The sequence below is a fragment of the Telmatobacter sp. DSM 110680 genome, assembly GCF_039994875.1.
GTDB lineage: Bacteria > Acidobacteriota > Terriglobia > Terriglobales > Acidobacteriaceae > Telmatobacter.
This window is the reverse complement of the sequence record NZ_CP121196.1, coordinates 1,025,069-1,050,805: the sequence shown is the minus strand read 5'-3', so window position 1 is coordinate 1,050,805 and position 25,737 is coordinate 1,025,069. Positions and strand designations below refer to the sequence as shown.

The 25,737-nt window shown below is 56.7% G+C and carries 19 protein-coding genes; 9 read left to right on the top strand and 10 right to left on the bottom strand.

Annotated elements, in window-relative coordinates; genetic code table 11:
* Positions 1 to 190: 190 nt before the first annotated feature.
* On the bottom strand, positions 191 to 406 hold the full coding sequence (locus P8935_RS04170; RefSeq protein ID WP_348263759.1) for a hypothetical protein: 216 nt from the start codon (positions 404 to 406) through the stop codon (positions 191 to 193).
* Positions 407 to 1,328: 922 nt separating this feature from the next.
* Positions 1,329 to 2,972: a peptidase S10 gene (locus P8935_RS04165; protein WP_348263758.1), complete on the bottom strand. Its 1,644-nt coding sequence runs from the start codon at positions 2,970 to 2,972 to the stop codon at positions 1,329 to 1,331.
* Between the two features lie 126 nt (positions 2,973 to 3,098).
* On the opposite strand from P8935_RS04165, the gene P8935_RS04160 reads away from it, so the two are divergent.
* Genes P8935_RS04160 through P8935_RS04150 form a run of 3 tightly spaced genes read left to right on the top strand, consistent with a single transcriptional unit; the run spans position 3,099 to position 6,069 of the window.
* Complete coding sequence (locus P8935_RS04160; RefSeq protein WP_348263757.1) at positions 3,099 to 3,545, top strand: GntR family transcriptional regulator; 447 nt, start codon at positions 3,099 to 3,101, stop codon at positions 3,543 to 3,545.
* A gap of 47 nt (positions 3,546 to 3,592) precedes the next feature.
* Positions 3,593 to 4,480, top strand: coding sequence for an ABC transporter ATP-binding protein (locus tag P8935_RS04155; protein ID WP_348263756.1), 888 nt, complete (start codon positions 3,593 to 3,595; stop codon positions 4,478 to 4,480).
* Positions 4,477 to 6,069, top strand: coding sequence for a hypothetical protein (locus tag P8935_RS04150; RefSeq protein WP_348263755.1), 1,593 nt, complete (start codon positions 4,477 to 4,479; stop codon positions 6,067 to 6,069). Before P8935_RS04155 ends, P8935_RS04150 begins: the two co-directional genes overlap by 4 nt.
* A gap of 59 nt (positions 6,070 to 6,128) precedes the next feature.
* Here P8935_RS04150 and P8935_RS04145 read toward each other — a convergent pair whose 3' ends face one another.
* Positions 6,129 to 7,634 carry a sulfatase gene (locus P8935_RS04145; RefSeq protein WP_348263754.1) on the bottom strand — a complete coding sequence of 502 codons (1,506 nt, stop codon included), beginning with the start codon at positions 7,632 to 7,634 and terminating at the stop codon, positions 6,129 to 6,131.
* 182 nt (positions 7,635 to 7,816) lie between these two features.
* On the opposite strand from P8935_RS04145, the gene P8935_RS04140 reads away from it, so the two are divergent.
* A complete protein-coding gene (locus P8935_RS04140; protein ID WP_348263753.1) occupies positions 7,817 to 9,031 on the top strand; it encodes an anaerobic sulfatase-maturation protein in 1,215 nt (404 codons plus the stop codon).
* A gap of 73 nt (positions 9,032 to 9,104) precedes the next feature.
* Here the strand turns inward: P8935_RS04140 and P8935_RS04135 are convergent, their stop codons facing one another.
* Positions 9,105 to 9,272, bottom strand: a complete 168-nt coding sequence (locus P8935_RS04135; RefSeq protein ID WP_348263752.1) for a hypothetical protein — start codon at positions 9,270 to 9,272, stop codon at positions 9,105 to 9,107.
* Between the two features lie 376 nt (positions 9,273 to 9,648).
* On the opposite strand from P8935_RS04135, the gene P8935_RS04130 reads away from it, so the two are divergent.
* Entirely contained in the window at positions 9,649 to 10,158 is a 510-nt protein-coding gene (locus tag P8935_RS04130; protein ID WP_348263751.1) for a GNAT family N-acetyltransferase, read from the top strand.
* A gap of 154 nt (positions 10,159 to 10,312) precedes the next feature.
* Here the strand turns inward: P8935_RS04130 and P8935_RS04125 are convergent, their stop codons facing one another.
* The gene (locus P8935_RS04125) at positions 10,313 to 10,513 is read right to left on the bottom strand and encodes a cold-shock protein (RefSeq protein ID WP_026444771.1); all 201 of its coding nucleotides are present in this window, start codon (positions 10,511 to 10,513) and stop codon (positions 10,313 to 10,315) included.
* 285 nt (positions 10,514 to 10,798) lie between these two features.
* On the opposite strand from P8935_RS04125, the gene P8935_RS04120 reads away from it, so the two are divergent.
* The 4 genes from P8935_RS04120 to glgP (P8935_RS04105) all read left to right on the top strand — a co-directional run bounded on the left by P8935_RS04120 (position 10,799) and on the right by glgP (P8935_RS04105) (position 16,350).
* A complete protein-coding gene (locus tag P8935_RS04120) occupies positions 10,799 to 12,163 on the top strand; it encodes an aminotransferase class V-fold PLP-dependent enzyme (RefSeq protein ID WP_348263750.1) in 1,365 nt (454 codons plus the stop codon).
* A 3-nt stretch (positions 12,164 to 12,166) separates the two neighbouring features.
* On the top strand, positions 12,167 to 13,162 hold the full coding sequence (locus P8935_RS04115; RefSeq protein WP_348263749.1) for a hypothetical protein: 996 nt from the start codon (positions 12,167 to 12,169) through the stop codon (positions 13,160 to 13,162).
* Positions 13,163 to 13,168: 6 nt separating this feature from the next.
* The gene (gene galK / locus P8935_RS04110) at positions 13,169 to 14,338 is read left to right on the top strand and encodes a galactokinase (protein ID WP_348263748.1); all 1,170 of its coding nucleotides are present in this window, start codon (positions 13,169 to 13,171) and stop codon (positions 14,336 to 14,338) included.
* A gap of 248 nt (positions 14,339 to 14,586) precedes the next feature.
* A complete protein-coding gene (gene glgP / locus P8935_RS04105) occupies positions 14,587 to 16,350 on the top strand; it encodes an alpha-glucan family phosphorylase (RefSeq protein WP_348263747.1) in 1,764 nt (587 codons plus the stop codon).
* A gap of 105 nt (positions 16,351 to 16,455) precedes the next feature.
* Here the strand turns inward: glgP (P8935_RS04105) and P8935_RS04100 are convergent, their stop codons facing one another.
* The 5 genes from P8935_RS04100 to P8935_RS04080 form a co-directional block, all read right to left on the bottom strand.
* The gene (locus tag P8935_RS04100; protein ID WP_348263746.1) at positions 16,456 to 17,688 is read right to left on the bottom strand and encodes a hypothetical protein; all 1,233 of its coding nucleotides are present in this window, start codon (positions 17,686 to 17,688) and stop codon (positions 16,456 to 16,458) included.
* 157 nt (positions 17,689 to 17,845) lie between these two features.
* Positions 17,846 to 18,211 (bottom strand): hypothetical protein, encoded by a 366-nt coding sequence (locus P8935_RS04095; RefSeq protein ID WP_348263745.1) that lies wholly within the window; start codon positions 18,209 to 18,211, stop codon positions 17,846 to 17,848.
* Between the two features lie 277 nt (positions 18,212 to 18,488).
* Positions 18,489 to 21,149 (bottom strand): alpha-glucan family phosphorylase, encoded by a 2,661-nt coding sequence (gene glgP / locus P8935_RS04090; protein WP_348263744.1) that lies wholly within the window; start codon positions 21,147 to 21,149, stop codon positions 18,489 to 18,491.
* 294 nt (positions 21,150 to 21,443) lie between these two features.
* A complete protein-coding gene (locus tag P8935_RS04085; RefSeq protein WP_348263743.1) occupies positions 21,444 to 22,064 on the bottom strand; it encodes a GyrI-like domain-containing protein in 621 nt (206 codons plus the stop codon).
* Between the two features lie 78 nt (positions 22,065 to 22,142).
* Entirely contained in the window at positions 22,143 to 25,736 is a 3,594-nt protein-coding gene (locus tag P8935_RS04080) for an efflux RND transporter permease subunit (RefSeq protein WP_348263742.1), read from the bottom strand.
* Position 25,737 lies beyond the last annotated feature (1 nt).

The following is a 25,737-nucleotide window of genomic DNA, read 5'->3' as shown; positions in this document are numbered from 1 at the left end:
CGTTGAGAGTAATTCTGGACCGAATGGGACCGGCCTGTAAGATCACGGAAGTTTTGGAGAGGATCGAAGCTGATACGGAGTCGCTGGCGCTGACGGCAATAGCGCCTCTGATTCCTCAAAGTGCAGCGATATGGCGGGAACATTGGGGATGCACTATTACTTGACTAGTAATGTCCGGGTTGGCGGTGATCTAGGCTCGACTCTCGAATTGAAATGGCTCTAGCTCGTCCTCGGTAAGATAGTGCGTTCCTAGCGAGCGGCCCTCCCAATAAAACTCAACCTCATAGGCGGGTGGGTTGTGGTCGTAGGCAAATCGGACCACCCCTTTCCTCCTTGGCACCTTGAAGGGCAGTCGCGCCTCAGAATTCACTTCGACAATATCGTCTTTCTCAAATCTGCTAGTCATCTGTTGGCTATTTCGTTATTTTCGGTTTGGCGGTCACTCGGGCGCGATCCGGGAAAACTTGGCTAATCGCATCTCCTGAACTGTGGAGAACGCTTCTCCCCGGCAGGGATATACACATACACCTCGCTCGTTTTTACGTCGCGGAAACGCCTTCTTTCGAGAGAATCGAAATCCGGAAGAGAAAGGCCATCGATTGGTTCAACCAGACTTTCATTAGCCAAGCGGTGCAGGTCGCGCCACAACAGAACTTCGTCCCACGCACTGGCTAGAGTGCCATTTCTATCATTATTGGTTCGCGTTGCTACGAGGTCTTCCAGAACTCCAAGCATATGCGTGCGAGTATAAACGCGGGTTCCGAGTGGATCGTGGACTACTCTTCCCTATGCCGAATCTTCGCCTTCGCTCGGTCCGGTTGAGTTCAGGGGCGCTTCTTCTGTTTCCATTTGGTGAAGGACAGAACGATCAACGCAAGTCCCAAGACGATCGCCCACGGGTGGAACACTGGATGAACGAGGGCGTTCTCGGCGTGGTTCCAACGGCTGTATTGCATCGCGGCTGTACCGTAAGCCAAGACAAACATTCCAACTACAAATGCCCAAGTTGACTTGTCGAGTCCAAAGGCACTGAAGCTGAACCGTGGCAAAGGGGCCGGTGTTCGATTGCATTTCGCGTGGCTTCGTTTCCCCATGCAGTGATCATTATCGCTGAACACCAGACCCTGAGCGCCTCTTGGACGGTCGAGAGCGGATCGTGGCCAATTCGGAAGTAACGCGTTTTTCGGACGTGGCAGATTCTTCGCGCCGCTTACCCCACGGACGGTGTCCGCGGGGCCCCAAGCGTGCGGCGCTCAGAATGACACTTCATTCGGGTTGACCTGGCTTCATTCAGGTTGACCTGGCTTCATTCGGGTGACATGCATTGGCTACTTCGTTCCGTCCTCGGTGCTCTTGATGAAGTCCGCCGTGGCGTCGTGGAGTTCCTTCAACGCGGGCGTAGTGATGTAAACCATGTGGCCGGTCTGGAAGAAGCGATAGTGGATGTTGCTCTGCAGCGACTGCGGAATCTGCAGGTGCTTGTCCTCGTAGGTCGCGCCGAAATAAGTGCAGCCAAGATCGTAGTAGCCGCCCATCAGCAAAACTTTGAGTTTCGGATTGCGCTTCATGGCCATCGACAGGTCTGGCATAACGTTGACGCTGGAGTCATCCCATCCCTGTGAGCCCGGTGGCGCATGATGCAGATCCCAATTGAAGCCATTGGCTTCGCGGGCACTTGGCTTATATGTCAGGTTTTCACCGTACTTGAGCGTGTCGCGTGCGTACTGATTAATGGCCGTGTTGTAAGCGGAGGAAGTCGCCGAGCCGAAGGGATCGTACTCGGCCTCTTCGCTCAGAGGATCGATGTCCGGGCCTTCGTAGCGAGTGTCGAGGCGGCCCGTCGTGATTCCCATCTCCGATTGCAGTTCTTTTGAAAATTCACCGCCGCTCACACGCAAGTTGGCTTTGATCCAGTAGGCCGCAGGAACTCCTGTATAACTTTCGAGCTTGGCAGCAACGTCCTTCTTCTGCGCTTCGGGCAGGTCCGCACCCTGCAGTAAAGCAGTAGCGTACGCGCCGAGAGAAAACTGCTCCACTTCTCTCAGGAACGGTTCAAGATCGGCCGGCTTGCTCGGGACGCGGTGGTGATACCACGCCGTCGCGGCCATTGATGGTAATGCAAGGAAGTAGCCATTGTCGGTGCCGGGATTTCCCTGCGGTCCGTCGGCACTCGAATCGAAGCTCAGAATCTGCGACAGGAAAATCGACCCGTTGAGATCGAGATGGCGCTGCAGCAGGTTGGTGAGAATCGCGGTACGCGTCGTCCCGTAGCTCTCGCCAAACAGATACTTCGGCGAGTTCCAGCGATCGTACTTCGACAGGAAGCGACGAACGAAGCGGTCGAAGGCGTGCGCATCCGGATCGGTTCCGTAGAAAGCCTTCGTGGCGTCCTTGCCGTAGATGCGGCTGAATCCGGTGCCGGGAGCATCGATAAACACGAGGTCGCTGACATCGAGCAGACTGTACTCGTTGGGAATGATCTGGTACGGCGCGCCTTCCTGGTGCGCGGAATCCTGTGGCAGGACGAGGCGCATCGGTCCAAATGCACCCATGTGCAGATACATGGTGGCGCTTCCGGGGCCGCCGTTATAGAGGAAGGTGATGGGGCGATTCTTCGCAGGATTCTTCTGTAGGTAGGCCGTGTAGAAGATGCGTGCCGTCGCGGGCCGCTCTTCCGGCTTGGCAGTCATGTCGATCGTGGCGTCGGGCAGATATTTGCCGTCGAACCCGATCATGGCATCCTGCGGGTCGGTGGATCCGACCGTAAGCGTGCCGGCTATGGCACGATACTCGATCGTCTGGCTGCCCACCTTGACCGAAGCTTCAGTGGTGGAGTCGGCGGGAGCATCGGGGGTGGGGATAATTTTAGCGTCAGATTTTGCGGGGGCGTTGTTCTGTCCGATTGCGAGAGAACTGGCAACCAAGCCGATAGTGAGAGCGGCAAACCAGCGACTGCGGAAACGTTGCAGCATAGTGGGGCGTGACCTCCTGAGATGATCCGTCGGTTCCCGGAGTATACCTGAGGGGCGATCTAGAACATTCCGATAGTGTAGCGATGTGGTAATGCTCCCCATGGATTGCTTGACATCTACTGTACTATGCGTAATAGTACGCATGTGATCCCGTTTCGCATCCAATTCCGCGCTGGTCTCTCGCTTTTTGAGCAGGTTGTTTATGCCTCAAAAAAGGCGATGATCTCAGGCCAACTGCGCCCGGGCGATACGTTCCCCTCGGTCAGGGTTCTGAGCAAAGAGCTGAAGATCAATCCGAACACGGCAGCGAAGATCGTGGCGCATCTTGTCAGTGAAGGACTATTGGAAACCCGTCCCGGCGTAGGCACTCTCGTTGCACCGCTTCCTGACTCGACCCGGAAGGAGCGCACGCAGTTGCTGGGGCAGGAAATTGAAGAGATCGTCGTTGAGGCCAAGCGACTGGGAATCGGTCTTGACGACATGCTCGATTCGATCACTGATCACTGGAAGCGCCTGACACGCGACGACAAAGGCGACAGCACGCCTAACGATGGAGGCCGCAAAGAGCGATGAAATTCGCCATCCGCACTGAAAGGCTATCTCGCAGATTCGGAAAAACGATGGCTGTGGACGCCGTTGACCTTGCGGTGCCGGAAGGTGCCATTTACGCGCTGGTTGGCGCGAACGGGGCAGGAAAAACCACGATCATCAAAATGCTGATGAATATTCTCAGCCCCAGCAGCGGACATGCGGAGATTCTTGGAATCGACACAAAGCTGGTGGCAGGCAAAGCGTTCAATCGCATCGGCTATGTCTCTGAGAATCAGGAGATGCCTGAATGGATGACGACGGGCGCCTTTCTCGCGTATTGCAGGTCATTCTATCCGCAATGGGATACTGCGCTGGAACAGCAACTGGTACGGCAGTTCGATCTGCCTTTAAATCGCAAGCTCAAGCACCTATCGCGCGGCATGCGGATGAAGGCTGCATTCGCAAGCTCGCTGGCGTATCGGCCATCGCTGATCGTTCTGGACGAGCCATTCTCCGGGCTCGATCCTCTAGTGAGGGATGAACTGATCGAGGGCCTGCTGGATCGGGCTCCTGAGACCACCCTCTTCCTCTCAAGTCATGACCTTGGCGAAATTGAGACCTTTTCGAGTCACGTTGGGTTTCTGGAACAGGGGCGGCTGCTCTTCTCTGAGGAACTTCCCGTGCTGTCGGATCGCTTCAGGGACGTAACTGTGACGCTCGAACGCGCGTCAGCTCTTCCCGAGGATCGCCCGGCGTCGTGGTTGCAGCCTGAGATCGCGGATCACGTCGTCCGCTTTGTTCACAGCGATTACAGACAGCAGGTTACCGAGCGGGAACTGGCCGAATTTTTCCCAACAGCTCGCAGTTTCTCGCTCGATCCGATGCCGCTGCGTTCCATCTTTCTGGCCGTTGCCAAATCCAGTCGCAAACACAATAGGTCGTCGGATGCAAATGAAGCGAGGAGGATCAACGCGTGAAACAGATCCTGCATATCTTCGTGAAAGACGCCCGTCACCAGTGGCTCGAAATCCTGATCTCTCTGGTGGTGACTGCTGCTCTTGTGTTCACCTGTCCTTCTCGCTGGCACGCCGGAGCGATGATGTACGGTAGTGCTGTCTCATTTTCGGCATTCGGGTTAGTGAGTGACTTGCCGAATCTCCTGGTTTTTCTCGTTCCATTGAGCTGGTGGCTGTTGATCTCTCCCCTTATTCACGATGAAAAACTCGTCGGAGACCGCCAGTTCTGGGTAACAAGGCCCTACGAGTGGAAGAAACTGCTTGCGGCGAAGGTGCTATTCCTGATTGTGTTTCTTTACACCCCACTGCTGTTGGCGCAGTGTTTGATGCTGGCGGAGGCGGGGTTCTCACCGTTTTCCTCCTTCCGAGGCATTCTCTATGATTCGCTCCTGATCACTTGTGTTCTGGCGCTCCCTTTGGTCGCTCTGGCTACGGTCACGAGAAACTTCGCACGCATGACGCTGGCGGTGCTGGGCGGGATCGTTTGTCTCATTGCGATTGTTCTGCTGCTGGCTACGTACCATTCTCCAGACAGAACTGCTCTTCCGCATCAAGGCGAGATCACCGTCTTTATTGCATTCTTCGTTTGCTTGGCCGTAATCATCGTGCAGTATTGGCGGCGGAGTGCCAGAGTCTCCTGGGTTCTATTAGCTCTCCTGGTCGTGCTATTTGGCGCGTTCAGCATGGGTGGCGCACCCGACAATGCACAGATGGACCGCGACTATCCTGGCAACCAGCAAAAAGTCGTCGCGGCCCAGTTCGCTTATCAGGAGAAAGAAGGAACTGCAGCCTCTGCCTTGGTGGCGCAACGTGATCGGGTTGGAATCTCAATTCCGGTGCTCGTCTCTGGGGTGCCCGATGGGACGGTCACGATTCCCGATTTCCTGAAGGTCACGCTCCAATCCTCTGGCGGCACCCGCTGGACGTCTGCGTGGCAGTCGATTTCAATGAACAAGTTCTTCCCGGGAGAAAGAGTGGCCAGCGCACAATTCACGATGCCGCGCGTGGTCTATGACGAACTCATCGGCAAGCCGCTCAGTGTGCAAATCACATTCGCTCTGTCGCAGGCGCGCGCAGAAAAGGTGGAACGATTCAATCTCGGCCAGGATGACTTCGCAGCATCTGGATTACGCATTTGCACCGCCATAAGGGGCTTCGCCGAGCCTCCGGATGAAATTGGAGGCATCGCTTGTCGTGCACCGCTGGAGCCCGAATTGACGCTTGTCAACTCGGCCTGGTCCAGTGCTCCCTGCAGCGGAACATCGCCGAAGACGGACGACTCTGTGCAATCCGCGGCGTGGATCGGGTCGCTTGAAAAAGCGTCGATGGAGTTTGGTATCGTTCCCGTCTGGTCGTCGGCTGTCAATCTGAGCAATCAATTTGTGACGGGATCGGACGGGCCCACGAAAGTACGACACCTTTGCGCGGGAACGCCGGTGACTTTCACGAAGTACACGTTGATGGCGCGAACTCAGACAACATTGGGTATGAACGGATTTCAGCTCCCTCGCCTGAATGCCGGTCAACTCAGGGTCATTACAAGTGAGTGATCGCCGGGAATTCCCGGCACTCGGCGCGCCAGTTTGTGGTTCGCATTCAGCGCTGATGGTCAGTTCGCGCGCTTCAGTCCCGATTCGGTCTGCGTTCCGAGTTCCCAGTGAAGGGGGATACCGCTGGGCTTGTATTGGTAGGTGTCGTTGGTCTCGGCTCGCAGCGCGGTCATTCGGTCTTTCAACTGCGTCGTTAGTTCTGCAAATTCAGGTTTGCCGTAGAGATTGTTCATCTCGTCGGGATCGGTTTGCAGATCGTAAAGTTCGAACTCCTGCGGGTCGACGAAAAAGTGAATGAACTTGTAGCGATCGGTTCTCACCCCGCGACATGGACGCACGTTCTCAAAGCCCGGATATTCGTAGTACTCGTAAAGCCAGTCTTTGCGCCACGGTACGCCCTTGCCCTCGGCCAGCGGCATCATGCTTTTACCCTGCATCTCGGCGGGAACGGCCACGCCGGCAATCTGGAGAAGAGTCGGAGCAATATCCAAGTTCAGAACCATCTCATTGGAGGAACTTCCCGGCTGCACGCGGCCAGGACAACTGACGATCATCGGAACGCGGATCGATGGCTCGTACATCAGACGCTTGTCGTAGAGATGATGTTCGCCGAGGAAGAAGCCGTGATCGGAACTGAGCAGAACCGCAGTATTGTTCGCGATCTTCTGTCGTTCAAGTTCCTGCCAGACGGCGCCCATGTTGCGATCGTTGTCTTCTACGCCGACGTAGTGGTTCTTTACCAGCTCTTCGAGCGAGCGTGGATCATCGCTGAAGACCTCCGAATAGCCGATCTTGTTGTCCGCATCCGCCACCGCTCGCGGCTTCCCTTTGTAGGAGTTGAGATTCTCATCAAACGTCTTCGGCTTGGGAATAGAGACGCCATTCAAATCGTTGACCAGATCCTTCGGCCTGTAAAACGGCGCATGCGGAGCGTAGAACCAGAGGAAGAGGCAGAACGGCTTAGTTCGCTCCTGCTTTAGCCACGCGATGGCCTTCTGCGTGAGCAGCGTATCTACATACTCGCCTTCGTAGAGCTTGGCCGGGCCGTACTTGCCGCGCACTCCCTCGGTGATCTTGGGGCGGTAGTAGTCGGCCTGCCCGACAAAGCCAAAGTAGTAGTCCCAGTTGTGCTCCATTAGCGCGCCTTCAATGTGCGACTTGCCGAGGAACGCGGTCTCGTATCCGGCCTGTTGGAGAAGATCGGAGACCAGTGGGAAGCGCGGCGGAATCTTGCCCTCGACATTCGAGACGGCACCCGTGGTGTGCGAATACATCCCGGTCAGCATGGTGGCGCGCGACGGCAGGCAGAGCGCGTTCACGACGAATGCGTTCTTAAAGGTGCAGCCCTCTCGCCCGATGCGGTCGAGGTTCGGTGTCTTGATCAGTTTGTTGCCTGTCGAAGACAACTCGTCCCAGCGCAAGCCTTCACCTACGATGCAGACGATGTTCGGCCTCTTGCTGGTGCCATCCAGTTGCCGGGCAAAAGACTCGAGGGCATTGAAGCTGCAAGCCGATGCGCCGGCTGCGCCTGTCAGGTACTTCAACACCGTCCTGCGGGTTTCCATGTTCTTATGCCTGTCCGGAACCCAGCGGATTCCTTAACGAGCCTTCCTTCATTTTGCATTTCCATCGGAACAATACGTGAAGCTGCCTTGATATTCGTTCGCGCACTGCCCTGTCAAGGACTCTGAATTTCATGTCCACCCTCTAGATCACCGCGTATCATCAAACCCCAGCGAGGTTGCCATTGCCCGACACCGGCTTCCACATCATGACCAAGCCCATCGGGCCGATCTGCAATCTCGACTGCAAATACTGCTTCTATCTTGAAAAGGAAAATCTCTACCCCCAGACGAAGCACTGGGCGATGTCACCCGAAGTCCTCGAACGCTACATCGAGCAATACATTGCCGCGCAGCCGCTCGATGAGGTTCATTTTGCCTGGCAAGGCGGAGAGCCCACGCTTCTGGGTGTCGATTTTTTTCGCGCCGTCGTCGCCCTCCAGCAGAAACATGCCGGCGGCAAGCAGATTCACAATGCATTGCAGACGAACGCCACCTTGATCGACAAAGAGTGGGGAGAGTTTCTGGCAGAGCACAAGTTTCTCGTCGGCGTGTCGATCGACGGGCCACCGGAAATGCACGACTACTACAGGGTCGACAAGGGCAATGCTCCGACGTTCGACCGCGTTATGCGCGGGCTGACCAAGCTGAAAGAGCACAAGGTCGAATTCAACACGCTGACCGTTGTAAACCGGCAAAACTCCCAGCATCCCCTCGAGGTCTATCGGTTCCTGAAGGAGATCGGCAGCGGCTTCATGCAATTCATTCCGGTGGTGGAACGCGAGACTACTGAGCCCGGCTCCGATGGCCTCGTCTTGATTCAGCCCAGCTTTCAGCGCGCAGCTGAAGTGGCCGAGTTCTCCGTGGATCCACTCGCGTACGGCAAGTTTTTAGCTACGATTTTCGACGAGTGGGTAAAGAAGGATGTAGGCCACTACTTCATCCAGCAGTTCGATGTTGCGCTTGAGAGCTGGCTGGGCATGGAGGCCAGTCTATGCGTGTTTCGCAAGACATGCGGCTCGGCGCTCGCGATGGAGCATACCGGCGACCTTTACTCGTGCGATCACTTCGTTTACCCGGAACATAAACTCGGGAACGTCCTGCAGGACAATTTGAACGAGATGGTTGCGTCGAAGCAGCAGAAAAAGTTCGGAATGGCGAAGCGCGATACTTTGCCCCGCATGTGCCGCGAGTGCGATGTGAGGTTTGCATGTAATGGGGAATGCCCCAAGCATCGGTTTCTGACAACGCCGGACGGCGAAGCAGGCTTGAATTATCTATGCGCCGGTTACAAGCACTTCTTTCATCACATCGCCCCGTACATGCAGTTCATGGCTACTGAACTGCGCGAGGGGCGGCCGCCGGCCAATATCATGCGCTTTGTCGGCTCTTCAAGTTGAGGGCTGAAAGGGGAAGCAAGACGGATATGCCGGCTTTCGCCGGCATGCGTAATGCGACAACCATTGCCGGAAACTATCCGGCGATGGCGTTGGCGGTCTGGTCGGCGTTCTCAATCAGGGGACGAAATGCGTTGATGAGATTCTCGACCTGAGCTTTTTGCATGCGGAGGAGATCGAACTTCCTGGTGATCTCGTTCAGTTCCGTCATGGCTTGTTCGTAGGCGATGCGATAGGGGTCCATGTTTATCTCTCCACTGGCCGAAGTGTAGCACTGGAAAACTGCAGAAAATCAAAGGTGTGGTGCAGTTAACCATCCTAAAGTAATGGGTGGAACGCCGAGGAAGGTCCCGAAGAAAACCGCTGGAGTCAAAGGGTTTGCCTATGGAAAATGAATCACGGGCTGGGGTGGAATCGGCGCACCGCAGCCCGTGACGCTAGCCAACCCCCTGAGCTTTCCGGGTCGTACCGGCTAGACACCTGAGCAAACTAATTTGAACTCTTGTGTTCGTGCTGTTTGATTCATACTATCCGGACACGCCCGTGGAAAAAAGCGATTGTGGCGCACTGCGGGTGACGGAAGTTTGGCAGCTCGGTCAGCGCTGAACCAAGGGACATCCATGGCAATTTCGATTCGACCGGCGGCGATCAGCGATGCAGCGGCCATCGCGCATGTTCACGTGGAAAGCTGGCAGACCACCTATGCCGGAATTATGCCGGATGCCTATCTCGCAAGCCTCGATGAAACGCTGCGCGCAAGACTGTGGAGCGAGTGGTTAACTGCCGAGGCTCTCGTGCTGGTGGCTGAGTTGAACGGACACGTCGTCGGCTTTGCACATGCCGGACCAAGTCGCGAGCCCATTAAGTCCTGCGATGCAGAACTCTATTCGATCTATTTGTTGCAGAACGCGCAGAAGCGAGGAACCGGCTCTGCGCTTCTTCGAGCGATGGCCACGGCACTTCTGCAGCGCAGTTTCAAGAGCATGGCGGTGTGGGTTCTGGAGCAGAATCGTTCGCGGAATTTCTATGAACGGACAGGAGGGACGCTCATCATGTCGCAAGTGATCGAGGTTGGTGGGACAAAGCTGATGGAAGTTGCCTACGCATGGCCGGATCTGAAGAAGATTTGAGATGGGCTGGGTGGTTGAACGGAGAAGTCGGTTTGCGCGATTACCCGGAGGCACAGCGTTCGTTCGGTCGGGAACGCTGAAATCCAAAAGCCGAGGGCCGGGCTTCCGCCCGACCCTCGCTTCTGTCTGCTAGATTCTGCCAAAATCCGGTGGCTTACAGCGGCTGAACATCCGCGGCCTGCCAGCCTTTAGGTCCCTTTACGACGTTGAACTGCACGGCTTGGCCTTCCTGCAGACTCTTAAACCCGCTCGAGTTGATTGCAGAGTAATGCACGAAGACGTCCTCACCGTTCTGGCGCGAGATAAAGCCGAAGCCCTTCGCGTCATTGAACCACTTCACAGTGCCTTGTTCCATTTTCTTAGCGTTTCCTGGTATTGAATTGCGCTGGATGAATCGGAGCGACCACTGGCAGAATCTTGCTTGGTTTCGCGTTCAAGGAGAATCCTGAAACGCAGTGGGCGAGGTGCTGCACACGCCCGAATCGACTCTAACGCTACTCAAAGTGTACCATTTGCCTGCAAATTTTCGCCTCGAAACCTGACCCGGCATCTTGAAGCCGAGATTCCACCGGAAGGCGAAAGCCATTAAAATGAGCTGCTTCCAGCATCACGCCTCACTATGGTACGTTTGAGGGTCGCCATGCCAAAGGATCTGGTCCCAGAAATACTCGTTCGCGCCACCGAGGCATTAGAGTGCGAATTTGACGCCCTTCCCAACTACGAGCCTTCACGCCACAGTGACCTCGATTCCGCCGCCATGGAGGCGATTCTCAAGGAGACCGCGCATCTGCTGGGGAACAACTACCCGTACTTCCATCCCCTCTATGCCGGGCAAATGCTGAAGCCGCCGCATCCCCTCGCAAGGGCCGCCTACGCGCTGGCGATGACCATCAATCCCAACAACCATGCGCGCGATGGGGGCAGGGCAAGTTCCGCCATGGAGATCGAGGCCGTAGCGGAAATTGCCCGCATGTTCGGCTGGAACGAATTTCTCGGCCATCTTACCTCAGGCGGGACGATGGCCAATCTGGAAGCTCTCTGGGTCGCGGGGCGTATCAATCTCGGAAAGCGAATTATCGGATCAGAACAGGCACACTACACCCACAGTCGCATCTCCGCGGTATTGAAGCTGGAATATGCCGCGGTACCAGCAGATGCGCGTGGCCGCATGCGGCTCGATGCCCTCGAAACTGAACTGCGCAAAGGAGATGTGGGCACTGTAGTTGTAACTCTCGGCACCACCGCGATTGGTGCCGTCGACCCGCTTCCCGAGATCCTTGAACTACGCGACCGATATAAATTCCGAGTGCATGTGGACGCGGCCTATGGGGGTTACTTCAAGCTCATTGAAGGTGCTCTGGACGATCCGGCCCGGTGTGCCTACGCGGCAATAACGCAGGCGGACTCAATCGTGATCGACCCGCATAAGCACGGGCTTCAGCCCTATGGGTGCGGCTGTGTGCTTTTCCTAGATCCTGGAGTTGGACGCTTTTACAAGCACGATTCACCCTATACGTACTTCACCTCGAGAGACTTGCACCTCGGAGAGATCAGCCTTGAGTGCTCCCGCGCAGGCGCCGCGGCGGTGGCATTATGGGCGACGCAAAGGCTCTTGCCACTGAAGCCGGGCGGAGAGTTTGCCTCGGGGCTGACAGCCGGCAGAAGGGCGGCCGTTGAGTTCGACCGCCGCCTGAGGGCTGACGCGCGATTTGAGGCACTGGCGGCTGGGACGCCTGAATTGGATATCGTTGTCTGGAAAATGAGGGCTGCGAGTAGGTCATTTGACCTAGAGCAGTCGATTTTTTCGGCTTCAGCGAAACGCAACCTGCACCTCGCGCTAGTACAATTGCCGCAATTCTGGTTTGTGCACCCGGGCGATCAAAGCGCCAATCAAAGCTACGCCACTTGCCTGCGGTCGGTCCTGATGAAGCCAGAACACGAGACATGGCTGGACCGCATCTGGCATGAGCTTACTGCAGCTTGTGCGCAAGTCGAGAAAGGGTGAACAATGGCGGAATCTGTAACTTACGCCGCCAAAATTGAAAACGTTCTCATGCAGGCTGGCGCTTGTATCGTAACGATCCTCCCTCAGTTTGGTGGCAAAATTGCGTCGATTCGCATCGGGGAGCGCGAACTCCTGCAGGCCCCCTTGGCGCCGATTGCCCCGCGAAGCAGGGCGATGACCTTTGATGCAGCCGATGCCAGCGGGTGGGATGAATGCTTGCCTTCAGTGGCTGCTTGTCGGGTGAGGACAGAAGCGGGGACAGCCGAGATTCCAGATCATGGGGATTTGTGGCGGGTGGAGTGGCAACGGCAGGGATCAGGGAATAGGGAACAGGGGACGGGAAACACGGCGGACGGATCTGCCACCTTGATTGGCAAGTGCTTCTCGCTGCCGTTGGAGTTGGAGCGGAAGATCGAGTTGATAGAGGCCGGCAAGTGCTGGCGTATGAAGCTCCACTATAGGTTGGTGAACACAAGCTCCAACAGCGTCCCGTGGTCTTGGGCGGCGCATCCGTTGTTTGCTGTCGAAAATGGGGATCGCATCGTTCTACCAGAGTCGATCAAGTCGCTGCGCCTCGAAGGCTCAGGTGACAATCGCCTGGGAAAAGGCGGCGATACAATCACATGGCCGATAGCAAAGCTTGCGGATGGCAACAGTGCCGACTTAAGTCTTGTTGAGGCACCTGATTCAGGCATAGGAGACAAGCTCTTTGCCGGGCCGCTGGGTGCATCCGAGAACTGGTGTGCGCTAGAGCGGCCGTCGGCCGGATTACGCATCCGCGTTAACTTCGACGCGATCGCGACACCTTATCTGGGACTCTGGATTTGCTACGGTGGATGGCCCGAGGGGCCGGGACCCAAACAAGTTTGCGTTGCGCTGGAGCCGGCGACCGCGCCGGTGGATTCTTTGGCTGTCACGGGGCCATGGTCGCGCTCACTCGCACCGGGCGAATCGGTTTCGTGGATGATGGGCGTCGAAATCTCAACAATTGAGAGATGAACAACAATGCATGATCCTGAGGTATTGCGTTCCTTGCACGTGAGTCGCTTTAAGTATGAACCGGAGATCTTTGCAGCGCCGGGCCGCGTTAACCTGATTGGCGAACACACCGATTATGCTGAGGGATTCGTCATGCCTGCGGCCATCGACTTCGCCACGCTCGCCGCAATCTCTCCGCGCGATGATGACAAGATCATCATCTATTCCGAAAATTTCAAGGAAGAGCGCACGTTTGATGCGGCGTCGCTGCCGAAACACGGCGGCAAGGATTGGAGTGACTATCCGCTCGGCGTGATCGCGATTCTCGCTGGCGAAGGACATCGCATTCCCGGCTTGAGTTTGAGTATGCTCGGCGATGTGCCACTAGGATCGGGACTGTCAAGTTCAGCCGCAGTCGAAGTAGCAACGGCCCTCGCAGTCACATCGCTGCTTGATATTGATTATCCGCGGCCGCAACTGGCGCGGTTGTGCCAGCGCGCTGAGAACGAATTCGTCGGTGCAAACTGCGGCATCATGGATCAGTTCATCTCTGCAAACGGCGCGGCGAATCATGCGCTGCTCCTGGATTGTCGCGATCTTAGTTTCAAGCTGGCGCCAATTCCGGCCAGTGTTGCACTGGTGATTGCAAACACCATGGTCAAACACTCCGTGGCTGGCGGCGAGTACACGTCACGCAGAGCCGAAGTTGAGGAAGCCGCCGCGGTGATTGCCCGTCATCGCCCCGAAGTGCGCTTCCTTCGCGATGCCACGGTAGACGATCTGGACAAGTGGGGCACAGAGATGAGCCCGAATGCACTGAAGCGCGCACGCCACGTCATCACCGAAAATACGCGTACTGTAGCTGCTGCGGATGCATTGATTCGTCACGATCTGAAGGAATTGGGGAGATTGATGTCTGAAGCTCATGCAAGCTACAGCTTCGATTTCGAGGCCAGCTGCGCGGAAGCAGACACAATGGTAATGCTGGCGCACAACCTTCCTGGTTTGATCGGCGCTCGCTTGACCGGAGGAGGGTTTGGCGGCTGCACAATCAACCTCGTGGAGCAAGGCAGAGCGCAAGAATTTGCAAAGGCGCTGGCTGCAAGTTACGCGAGTGAAACGGGTATTGTTCCGCAGATTCACATTTGCCACGCTTCAAGCGGAGCGCACAAAATTGTCGCGAGTTTCTCGCATTAAGAGAAATTGGTTTTCCCGAATACGGCTGACTGCATCCTAGTTACCATGCGGTGGAAATTGGCTCTCCGAAGTTACCCCGCTCCCGATGCATCGGCCTAGTCAAAACGTCGTTCCTTGTTAGAATCTTCAATAGGCTTTCAATTTTTCGCCGACACGAGACCGTGATGGGAATTTCTTTACCCAGCGGCAAGTTGAGTTTTTAACTTCAATTTTGTAGCCATTGCGAGCGCCGCAGAGAGATGTAGAGGATGCAACTGAATTCAACGAAACCCTTCTCTTATGAAACCACCCCAGCGAACGGACTGGTCGCGTACTTCTCGATGGAAATCGCGATCAACCGCGGGATGCCCACCTACTCCGGTGGATTGGGAATGCTGGCCGGTGACACATTGCGTTCAGCAGCCGATCTTGGCGTTCCCCTGGTCGCTTTTTCCCTGGTACACCGCAAAGGATATTTCCAACAGCATCTGAATCAGTCCGGGGATCAGACCGAGGAAATGCAGCCGTGGAATCCGGCGGAATTCTGCACGGAAGAGACAGCACGAATCCGCGTCTCGGTAGAAGGCCGCGACGTGACGGTACGTGCATGGCGTTATGATCTCGAAGGGCGATATGGTCACATCGTGCCGATCTACCTGCTCGACACCGATCTCGATGGCAATTCCGGCTGGGATCGCGGTCTGACCGATCATCTCTACGGCGGCGACACCAACTATCGCTTACAGCAGGAGATCGTTCTCGGACTCGGCGGTGCACGCATGGCCAATGCGCTCGGGCTGACTGTAAACGTCTACCACATGAACGAAGGTCACGCTGCCTTGCTGACACTTGCGTTGCTCGAAAGCGAGATGGGTGGCGGGCCGTTGAATTCCCCCACCGAAGCCGACCTTTTGCAAGTGCGCAACAAGTGCGTCTTCACAACGCATACGCCGGTGCCGGCTGGGCACGATCGCTTTTCTACTGAACAAGCCATCAGGATTCTCGGCGGCGAGCGAACTGCGCGCCTCGAGAAACTCGGAGTATTCGAAAATGGCTTGCTGAATATGACTTTGCTGGCACTGCGTTTTTCGCGCTACGCGAATGGAGTGGCCATGCAGCACGGCAAGGTTTCGCGCGCGATGTTTCCGCAGTACCAGATTGATTCGATCACCAACGGCGTGCATGCTCCCACATGGGTCTCAGAACCTGTGCAACAGATGCTCGACGTACAGATTCCGTCGTGGCGGCGCGACAATCTGAACCTCCGCAATGCTATCGACCTGCCCGAGCAGGAGATTCTTAAAGCGCATCGCCGCGCAAAAGAAGGCTTACTCACCGAGGTCGCGACACGCACCGGGCTGGTCCTGAATCCCAATGTGCTCACGCTGGGATTTGCACGACGCGCGGCTACATACAAGCGCGCAAGCCTGATGTTCACGGATCCGGAACGCCTGCTGAAGATCGCAAACCAGGCGGGCGGACTGCAGATTCTATACGCGGGCAAGGCGCATCCAGCCGATGAACCCGGCAAAGCGCTCATCCACAACGTGATTGAAACAGCAAGCAAATTGTCCAACGACATGCTTCGCATTGTGTATCTCGAAAACTATGCGTGGGATCTTGGTGCATTGCTGACCGCAGGCGTGGACGTCTGGGTCAACACTCCCCGTCGGCCATATGAAGCATCGGGCACCAGCGGGATGAAGGCTGCTTTGAATGGTGTACCAAGCCTGTCGATTTTGGATGGCTGGTGGATCGAGGGTTGCATCGAAGGCGTGACCGGGTGGGCGATTGAAGATGGCGCGAACGATGCAGAAGAAGCCGAGAGTCTTTATCTCAAACTGGAAAATGCAGTGGTACCCCTCTATCGCAGTGAACCCGAGAAGTGGGCCCGCATCATGCGTACGACTCTCGCATTCAACGGTTCTTACTTCAACACCAATCGCATGGTGAAGCAGTACACGCGCAACTCTTACTACCCGCATAAACTGATCGAGCAAGTCAAAGTAGAAGATCCCGCATACGCAAATTAGAACCTGCGTAAGCGAAAACATGAGGGTGAATCGGCCAGCCGACTCACCCTTTTCTCTTTGATGTCTTCTCTGAAGCTTTCGGCCGTGCCGTAGCTGCAATCACACCTATGCTAAAGATTGAACGGGTCTCGAACTATTGGCATCGATCCACTGCTGCAAATTGACGGCGAGAATGAGAAGAAATGAAATGAAAAGCATACTCAAGTCGCGAAATTCGCCGGGCATGCAGAACAACAGGTAAAGAGGAACGTTGATGGCAGCGGCGATTTGAGCGTGACGCTTCGCCCACACAGGAAGAAGGCGCCAGCCTCTCCAGACCGTCCACACCAAGATCGCAAACGGAATCAAGCTGCTGAAGGCAGGGAACATCAAATCGTAAGTTCTGTCGATCAGGTTATCGACCAGAAGGGGATGCAGCAAGAATGTGACTTGTTCGCCCAAATGCCATTCGACGGTTCCCCCGGTGTTGTGCGCATAGTAGAGGCGAATCGGAAGATAGACCACGGCGCACACCAACACCAAGACCCCCACGCCGATCAGCGAAGTGACGCGCGAGTAGCGACGGCGGAAAAGCGGATACAGCGTAAACATGAAAAGCAGAAATGATTCCTTATTCCATGTTCCCAGCGCGGCAATCGGGATGATCCACCACCAGTCCAGTTCCAGGGCCATCCAGGCAGCTACCGCCATGAATAGCAGTTCTGGAAAGTCAAAGAAGTAGCCACCCTTCACTCCGACGAGCGGGAAAATCAACATGAAGACGACCGCTGTAAAGACCGCCGCTGGCTCGGGTAGCTTCGCCGCCCTGCCCACTCGATAAAGAAAAAAAGTGGCAAGCAACGCAGAAAGATAAGTTGCGATGTAGATGATCACGTACTGAATCGGATACTTCTTGCCGCGCAGATTAAGAGCATCGCTGATTTTATCCCTCGCGCGCAGGGATACGTAGCGTCCGATGGTTTCCACCGGCAGCGCGCGGACCATCCAGTTCGCAGTGTCAGGCAGGAGTTGGCGGTACACATAGGGCCGGTTGGCAGTGCCGTCGATCATGCGATCAAATTCAGCGATCAAATCAGTGCCGCGTGAACCCGGCTCGCGGAAGTGCCACTTTTCATAAAAGGCGCTAAAGGCAGACGCCGATACCAGGACAAACAAGATGAACAGGCATACTTGATGGTGCAGCCGCGAGTTGCCGGTACCAAAGGACGCAAGCTCGGGCCGTATTTGAATTGACAACTCAAGCGGAAGATCAGGGGCCCCCATGGAAGACAGAGGGGTGTTGGACGAGACAGTAGAATTCATCGGATGAACCCAGATTACAGCGAACACTTCGATCAAGGTGATTTTTCTTCACCAGGGGGTGTATTCGTGATCTCTGCGCAGAGATCAATGGCGTTCATTGCGCAGCTAAAAAGCCCCATGCAAATTGAATGCATGGGGCTTGATTATGAAACGAGTACCGATGCCTTGATCTCAGGCGGGGAGCTGCGGGGACTTATGCGACCGCCAGACCCAAGGCACTGTTGATGCGGCGCTGGATAGGATCCAGAATCGCTTCAGGCATCGGTGAGAAGGCCGCGGGAACTACCGGCTCAGGCGCCTGCATAGCGCGGAAGAACGGCTTCGCAACTTCCGGCTCAGGCGCAACGGGCATCTGCTCCGCACGAATCGGTTCCGTTTGATGGTATTCGGAAGAGCTCGCTCTAACAGAAAGGAGGAAAGGCTCCAGAGCTCCCAGAGCACCTTGAAGTTGTTCTTTCCGGAGCTGGAGCTGCTCGCATTCCTGGTAAATCGTGTTCAAATTTTCGTGCGCCACTTCAAGTGCCGCCAAATAGTCTGCGCGATAGCCCTGGACGTTCATCGGGGTCCCCTCCAGCAGTTTCTGGAGAACTATCTGTTCGGTGGGGGCAGGAAAGGCCCTAGCCTTCAAACCAGATAACCCTGAGAAATTGCTATGGAAGGAAGTCTAGCTCTGGGTAACCTTCAAAGGCATTACCCAAAGTGTGTAGATTTACAGACTTTCGTGCAAGATCGAGTCTGTAAGCTACTGAAATGAATTGGCCTCAGGAGAGGCCGCCGGTAACCATACCTGTGAGCCGCACAGCGACGAGATGCTCCTGCTGATATCGCTCGCAATATCAGCAGAGTGGGCGAATCTCACTTGAAGTTCCACCTGCGGCTGGCACGTAGCACTTCTGCGTATAGTCCATCACCATGCGGTCAGCGTTGAAACGCCATCCCAAAGTCCGAATGGTCCGCTTCATCCGCTGGATCCAGCCGCGAGGAAGTCCGTCGCGATCACGCTCGTAGTAGAGCGGGATCAATTCGCCAGAAAGAACGCGGTAGAGATCTTCGCCGTCGCGCGTGTCGTGAACGTCCATGTTGGAGTGCGTGCGACCCTTGCCGATTGCGAAGCCGTTGAGCCCATCGTAGGCCTCCGCCCACCAGCCATCTAGGACAGACAGGTTGAGACCGCCATTGAGCACGACTTTCTGGCCGCTGGTGCCCGAAGCCTCAAGCGGACGGCGCGGATTGTTGAGCCACACGTCGACTCCCTGCACAAGGTGGCGTCCGACGTTGATGTCGTAGTCCTCAATGAAGACGAACTTTTCGGCAAAGTCGGAATCGCGCATCATTTCGGCGATCTGCTGCAGCACCCGCTTACCGGGCTCGTCATGCGGATGAGCCTTCCCCGCGAAGAGGAACTGCACAGGCCGCTTGGGGTCGTTCACCATCGAGGCCAGTCGTTCTATATCCTTCAGTAGCAGGTTGGCGCGCTTATAGGTGGCGAACCGACGCGCAAAGCCAATGGTGAGAGCATCCGACGAAAAGACCTTGCCGAAGCGATGCAGCGACGTTGAAGGCTCCTTGCGTCTCTCCGCCTGCTCAACAAGCCGTCGGCGGGCGAAGTCGATGAGCTGAGCCTTCAGGCTGAGATGAGTCTCCCAAAGCTCACCGTCGTCCACATTCTCGATCGCTTCCCAGGTGCTCTTGGAGCCGCTGCGCTTCTGCCAGTCCACTCCGAGATGGCGGTCATATAGACGAAACATCTGCGGAGCCAGCCATGACGGCACATGGACGCCGTTGGTGATATGGCCAATCGGAACGGCGTCTTCAGAGCGGCCAGGATAAAGACCCTTCCACATGGCACGCGACACCTCTCCATGGAGCGAGGAGACAGCGTTGACGCGGCGGGCAAGTTTCAGGCCGAGCACGGTCATGCAGAAGGTTTCGCCGTGATCGGATGGATGCTCGCGGCCAAAACCCATCAGGTTATCGTGGGAGATGCCAAGTTGATCGCGCAGCGGCCCAAGGTGTTCCTCGATGAGATCGGGACTGAAGCGGTCGTGGCCCGCAGGCACGGGAGTATGTGTCGTAAAGATGACTTCGCGCGGAATCTGGCTGGCTGCGGCGTAGAAGTCCAGCCCCTCTTCTTCCATTCGGGACCGGATAGCCTCAAAGACCGCGAATCCACTATGACCTTCATTCAAATGCAACACACCGGGAGAGATACCCATGGCCTTGAGAGCGCGGAAACCGCCAACGCCAAGCAGAAGCTCCTGCCGAATGCGGGTGCGGGAATCTCCACCGTAAAGACGCGAGGTAGTCTCCAGATCTTCAGGCGCGTTCCCAGGAACATTCGAATCCAGCAGAAAGAGATCGCACCGCCCAACCTTGATCTGCCAGACTTTGGCGCGAATGGCGGCACCCCGAGTGGCGATTTCAACCACGACCGGCTGTCCATCGAGACCAATGGCGGGCTGCATCGGCAGTTGTTTGATGTCCGTTTGCAGGTACTCTTCGCGTTGCCAGCCCTTTTCATCTAGCCGCTGCAGAAAGTATCCCTGCCCGTAGAACAACCCCACAGCCACCAGGGGGATGCCAAGATCGGATGCGCTCTTGATGTGATCGCCGGAAAGAACGCCGAGGCCGCCGGAATATATCGGCAGAGATTCGTGCATTCCGAATTCCGCCGAGAAGTAGGCAACGGGACGTGGTCGCAGAATGCCGGCATTGGCCGCGCCCCAGGTTCGGTCCGCTCGCAAGTATTCCTGCCGCCGGCGGTAGACGTAGTTGATGCGGCTGTGGAGTACCAGTTCCGCGGCCCGACGCTCGATCTCGTTGAGCGACATCTCGTTGAGCAGTGCGATGGGATTCTGATTGAGCTGGCGCCAACGGATGGGATTCAGGTCGCGAAAGAGATTGACACAGTCGTGATCCCAGCTCCACCAGACGTTCTGTGCCAGCTCCCACAGGCGCTGCTGCGCCGGAGCAACAAAACGGTCAAGGGTACGCGCTTCGCTCACAATAGGGGCAACTTGATCGGCGGCCTCGGAGAGCATGCGGATCTCGCTGTCGCGAAAGACTCTCGGCTCCTTGGTCTGCACAACCAGAACGCCTTGAAGGATGCCGCGATCAATCAGCGGCACACCGAGAAAGGAATGGTATTCCTCTTCGCCGGAGTCTTTGAAGAACTTGTATCGCGGATGACGGCTGGCGTCATCCACGGCAACCGGTCGCACCTGCTCGGCAACGAGGCCAGCCAGCCCCTCGTGTAGCGGCATGCGAAGAGCACCAATGCTGCGGGAATGAAGGCCGACCGATGCCGCCAGAACAAGGTTGGAGCGGTCCGGTTCGAGCAGATACGCGGAGCAGACGTCGGTGCGAAAACGCGACGCGATCAGTGCCACCACGTTCATCAGGGTGTCGGCGGGCTTGCCGCCATCCTGCGTGAGACTGGTGATTTCATCAAGAGTCAAAACCAGGTTCGCGTCCATCGCTTCAGGAGAAATGCTCATCAGAAAACCTCCGCCCAGAGTTCAGTTGCAGATGGAACAGACGTGCCAGTCAAAGACGGCGTCAGCGCGATAAGGCCTACAGGCAAATGTGCTTCAGGAGTTGCAAACGCCTTGGGAATGGCTGAGAAGATCGAGCGCGCGTAAACGATGAATTCCTTTGACGATATCACTAGATCGAGTGCGTTCGCCAATTCGCTAGGCTCTCAAGCCTAGCTGAGCGCAGATTCTGCACGTCTTCAGGTGCACAAAGCACGGGAGCGCAATCGTGGCGAATGCCTGCGCCGCCAGTGAATCTCAACGCATCGGCTGTCGAATGATGGTCCTCAATTTCGCGGGCGCAGTGCGGCGCGGATCGCTCAGATAAATCTCGTGATGCTTGCCATAAATGTTTTTGCCGGTGGCGTGGATCGCGTCGTGCATTCTCTGGATGATAGGGCCCTCCTCAGAGAACGGACCTAAGTACAGCGTCTGTACGCATTCTCCCTCGTCGAGGGTTTCGAAGCGAACGCGGTCAAGTGCCGATGGATTCTTCTTCCGGCGCACTTCATCGAACGCTTCGTCGATGTTCGCACGCGAAATAAACTCGGGCTGAAGAATCATCGCGGTCCACTTCCACGCGGACTTGTCGGCCTGCATGAAGACGCCCGGATCGTCGGCCCACCAGAGCCCCTCGAGCGGCATCACGCCATAGTCGATGGCGCGCGGACTCTTCTTGAGCGAGAACTTGAGCGTGTAGGAGAGCGAATACAGTGCTTCAACTGCCTGCTCGAATGCTTTGGATTTATTGGGGTCGCCTTCGCCGTCCACCATCAGGTAGGTGAGCGGCGGAACATTCACAACGGTTATTTCACCAGCTGGCGGCTGGTAAAGATGTTTCCACTGTTTCTTGAGGTCGAGTTTCTCCATGGTGAGCATGGTTCACCTCCGGCTTTCGATTGCCGGTGGGAGTATAGCGCTACAGTTCGCATTGCGCTGTGACGATATCTTTCGAATTCAGTCGCCCGGAGCTTCTTCAAGTTCCGACCCGATGCGATGCAGTTTCATCACGCGCCACTGCAGCTTGTCAAAGAACAGGTAAACGACTGGCGTGGTGAACAGCGTGAGCAGCTGCGAGACCAGCAGTCCGCCGACGATGGTGATGCCCAGCGGCTTGCGTAGTTCCGAACCGACCCCCATGCCAATGGCCAGCGGCAGTCCACCGAACATCGCCGCAAGCGTAGTCATCATGATGGGGCGGAAGCGCATTAGGCAGGCCTGGTAGATGGCTTCCACTGGGGGAAGCCCCTGTTCGCGCTCGGCCTGTAGCGCAAAGTCGATCATCATGATGGCATTCTTCTTCACGATTCCTATCAGCAGCAAAATGCCGATCAGTGCCATGATGCTGAGGTCGGTGCCGGTGATCAGCAAAGCGAGAATAGCGCCGACGCCCGCGGGAGGCAGCGTGGAAAGAATCGTTAGCGGGTGGATCAGGCTTTCATAGAGAATGCCGAGCACGATGTACACAGCGACCAGAGCAGCGAGAATAAGGTACGGCTCGTTTTTGAGTGAATCCTGGAAGGCCTGCGCTGTCCCTTGGAACGTCGCGTGAATATTGGTGGGCACGCCCATGTCAGCTTCGGCCTTTTGCAGAGCCGTGACCGCGTCGCCCAGCGCCACATTGGGAGCGAGATTGAACGTCAGTGTGACAGCCGGATACTGTCCCTGGTGATTAACGGCAAGCGAGGTGCGCTTCTGCTCCCAGTGCGCGATGGCGGAGAGCGGGACCATGGCGCCGGTCGTGGTCGCGCTTGTGGTAGCGGCCAAAGTTCCAGCGGCACCGCCCGAACTGACACTCGCGCTCGAAGATGCTGAGCCGGACGATCCCGAGGACATACCGGTAAGGGTTCCGGAGCCAATGGCAGCAGCTGTAGCCGACTCGCCCGTAGACGCCGCGATCGCAGCGATATTGGACGCGACCAGATTGGATGCCGACGAAGTGGTCGAATTAGAAGCGGTTGATGCGCTTGAACTCGATGCGGTGGTGGCGCTAGTTGTCGTGGTGCCGGCCGACGTGCTGGAGGTGACCAGCTGACCGCCGGATGTGGGGAAGACGGCCGCCGCTCCCGATACTGCGGAAGTGGGAGTAGCTGCGGTGGTCGCCGGTGCCGCGCTCGTTGTTGCTGCCGCAGGGGTAGTCGTGCCGAGGGCAGTAACTGAAGCGGCTGCTCCGGTAGTGGTGCTGGCCTTGATGTAAATGTTGTCGAGCGAATCGGGGCTCAGCTGATATTGAGGGTCAACTTCCATGACGACGAAATACTGGTTAAGGCCGGTATACATCGTCGAAACCTGGCGCTGGCCGAAGGCGTCATAAAGCACCGCGTCGATGCTCGCCGCGGTGATACCGAGTCGCGCAGCAAGATCGCGATTGATTACCAGCGTCTCGGAGAGTCCCTGATCCTGCTGGTCCGTGGAGGTATCCCTTAGCTCGGGCATGGTGCGCATGCGGGCAAGCAGGCGTGGAGCCCAGGTGTTGAGTTCGCTCAGATTCTCATCTGAAAGCGTGTATTGATACTGCGCGTCGCTGCCGCGGCCCCCCACTTGGATGTCTTGCTGCGCCTGCAGGAAAAGCGCGGCACCTGGAACGCTGGTTAGCTTCCTTCGCAGCCCGTTGACTACCTGATCGGCAGTGACCTTTCCAGGACGCTCACTCGGCGGCTTGAGAGCGATGAACATGTTGCCCACGTTTGTGCCGCCACCGCCCGGTCCGCCGCCTCCGACGAACGCAGTGACTGTTTGCACCGAGGGGTCTTCAAGCACCATTTGCGCAAGCTGCTTCTGCTTGGCCGCCATGGCGGGAAAGCTGATGTCCTGGGCACCGCGGGTGCGGCCGCCGAGACGTCCGGTGTCCTGCTGCGGGAAGAATCCTTTGGGCACGATCATGAACAGATACACGTTCAGGAAAGCGCAGCCAATGGCGACAGTGAGGGTGATCCATTGGTGGCGCAGAACCCAGCGCAACGCCGAGTTGTATTCGTGATGGATCCACTGGAACGCATTTTCCGATATGCGATACAGGCGTCCGTATCGGCTCTCATCGCGCTGCTTCAGAAATCTTGCGCAAAGCATCGGGGTGGTGGTGAGCGAAACCAGCAGCGAAACAGCAATCGCGACGCTGAGTGTGACGGCAAATTCGCGGAATAGCTTTCCGATAATCCCACCCATCAGAAGAATCGGAATGAAGACGGCAATCAGCGAGGTGCTCATCGACAGCACCGTGAAGCCGATCTCCTTTGAGCCCTTCATCGCCGCCTCGTAGGGGTTCATTCCTTCTTCGAGATAGCGTGTAATGTTCTCGATAACCACGATGGCGTCGTCAACTACAAATCCAGTCGAGATGGTAAGCGCCATCAGCGACAGGTTATCGATCGTGTATCCCAGCAGGTACATCACCCCGAATGTGCCCACCAGCGAAAGCGGCACGGCTACAGACGGAATGATGGTGGCCCAGATCTCGCGCAGGAAGAGAAAGACCACCAGAACCACCAGAAGAACGCTGATGATGAGCGTGATTTCGACGTCGTGCACGCTGGAGCGGATCGTCGTAGTGCGATCAACTGCCACGTTCATCTGAATGGTGGGCGGAATCTCGGCCTGCAGGCGCGGCATTTCTTTCAGAACCGCATCGACAGTATCGATAACATTGGCGCCGGGAATCTTGAAGATGACAATGAGAATGGCGTCTTTAAGTTTGCCGCTGTGTCCGGGTGAATTGTTGCCGGCCTGCCCGGCGGTGTGAATGTCGGAAACGGAGTCTGTAACGGTTCCCAGATCGCCCACGCGTACCGCTGCGCCGGTTGCTTTGTTGTAGCCGACGATGATGGGTGCGTAATCCGATGCTTTGAATATCTGATCGTTGTCGTCGATCTGCCAGCGATGCTGGGCGTCGTCAAACCCGCCTTTGGGCCGGTTGGCATTGGCGCCGGAAAGGGCAGTTCTGACCGCCTCGAGGCCCACTCCGTTGTTCGAGAGCTGCATCGGGTTCAGTTCGACGCGCACGGCGGGCTGCGCGCTTCCGCCGACAAAGGTCTGACCGACGCCTTGGATCTGGGAAATCCTCTGCGCGAGGATCGAGTCAGCCATGTCGTAAATTTGCGGCTTGGGAATAACGTCGGAGGTCAGCGTGAGGATGAGGATGGGCGCTTCAGCAGGATTCGCCTTGCGATAGCTCGGATTCTGCGGAAGGTACGAAGGCAGCTGGCTGCGCGCAGCGTTGATGGCGGCTTGCACGTCCCGAGCAGCAGCATCGATGTTGCGGTTCATGTCGAACTGCAAGGAGACCGATGCCGAACCAAGTGAACTGGAGGACGTCATCTGGTTCACACCGGCAATGCGGCCGAACTGGCGCTCCAGCGGAGTAGCGACGGCCGACGCCATGGTTTCGGGACTGCCGCCGGGCAAGCCCGCACCGACACCTATAACAGGAAAATCCACGTCCGGCAGCGAGGCGACAGGGAGGATCGAATAAGCGACCGAGCCAGCCAGCAGCAGTGCCAGACTCAAAAGAGTCGTGGCAACTGGGCGGCGGATAAAGGGCGCGGAGAGATGCATC

Bases quoted from the DNA above. Each gene is read 5' to 3' on its own strand.
- P8935_RS04170 (WP_348263759.1), bottom strand. From the start codon at position 406: ATGACTAGCAGATTTGAGAAAGACGATATTGTCGAAGTGAATTCTGAG.
- P8935_RS04165 (WP_348263758.1), bottom strand. From the start codon at position 2,972: ATGCTGCAACGTTTCCGCAGTCGCTGGTTTGCCGCTCTCACTATCGGC.
- P8935_RS04160 (WP_348263757.1), top strand. From the start codon at position 3,099: ATGCGTAATAGTACGCATGTGATCCCGTTTCGCATCCAATTCCGCGCT.
- P8935_RS04155 (WP_348263756.1), top strand. From the start codon at position 3,593: ATGGCTGTGGACGCCGTTGACCTTGCGGTGCCGGAAGGTGCCATTTAC.
- P8935_RS04145 (WP_348263754.1), bottom strand. From the start codon at position 7,634: ATGGAAACCCGCAGGACGGTGTTGAAGTACCTGACAGGCGCAGCCGGC.
- P8935_RS04135 (WP_348263752.1), bottom strand. From the start codon at position 9,272: ATGGACCCCTATCGCATCGCCTACGAACAAGCCATGACGGAACTGAAC.
- P8935_RS04130 (WP_348263751.1), top strand. From the start codon at position 9,649: ATGGCAATTTCGATTCGACCGGCGGCGATCAGCGATGCAGCGGCCATC.
- P8935_RS04125 (WP_026444771.1), bottom strand. From the start codon at position 10,513: ATGGAACAAGGCACTGTGAAGTGGTTCAATGACGCGAAGGGCTTCGGC.
- P8935_RS04120 (WP_348263750.1), top strand. From the start codon at position 10,799: ATGCCAAAGGATCTGGTCCCAGAAATACTCGTTCGCGCCACCGAGGCA.
- P8935_RS04115 (WP_348263749.1), top strand. From the start codon at position 12,167: ATGGCGGAATCTGTAACTTACGCCGCCAAAATTGAAAACGTTCTCATG.
- galK (WP_348263748.1), top strand. From the start codon at position 13,169: ATGCATGATCCTGAGGTATTGCGTTCCTTGCACGTGAGTCGCTTTAAG.
- glgP (WP_348263747.1), top strand. From the start codon at position 14,587: ATGCAACTGAATTCAACGAAACCCTTCTCTTATGAAACCACCCCAGCG.
- P8935_RS04095 (WP_348263745.1), bottom strand. From the start codon at position 18,211: ATGAACGTCCAGGGCTATCGCGCAGACTATTTGGCGGCACTTGAAGTG.
- glgP (WP_348263744.1), bottom strand. From the start codon at position 21,149: ATGAGCATTTCTCCTGAAGCGATGGACGCGAACCTGGTTTTGACTCTT.
- P8935_RS04085 (WP_348263743.1), bottom strand. From the start codon at position 22,064: ATGCTCACCATGGAGAAACTCGACCTCAAGAAACAGTGGAAACATCTT.
- P8935_RS04080 (WP_348263742.1), bottom strand. From the start codon at position 25,736: ATGCATCTCTCCGCGCCCTTTATCCGCCGCCCAGTTGCCACGACTCTT.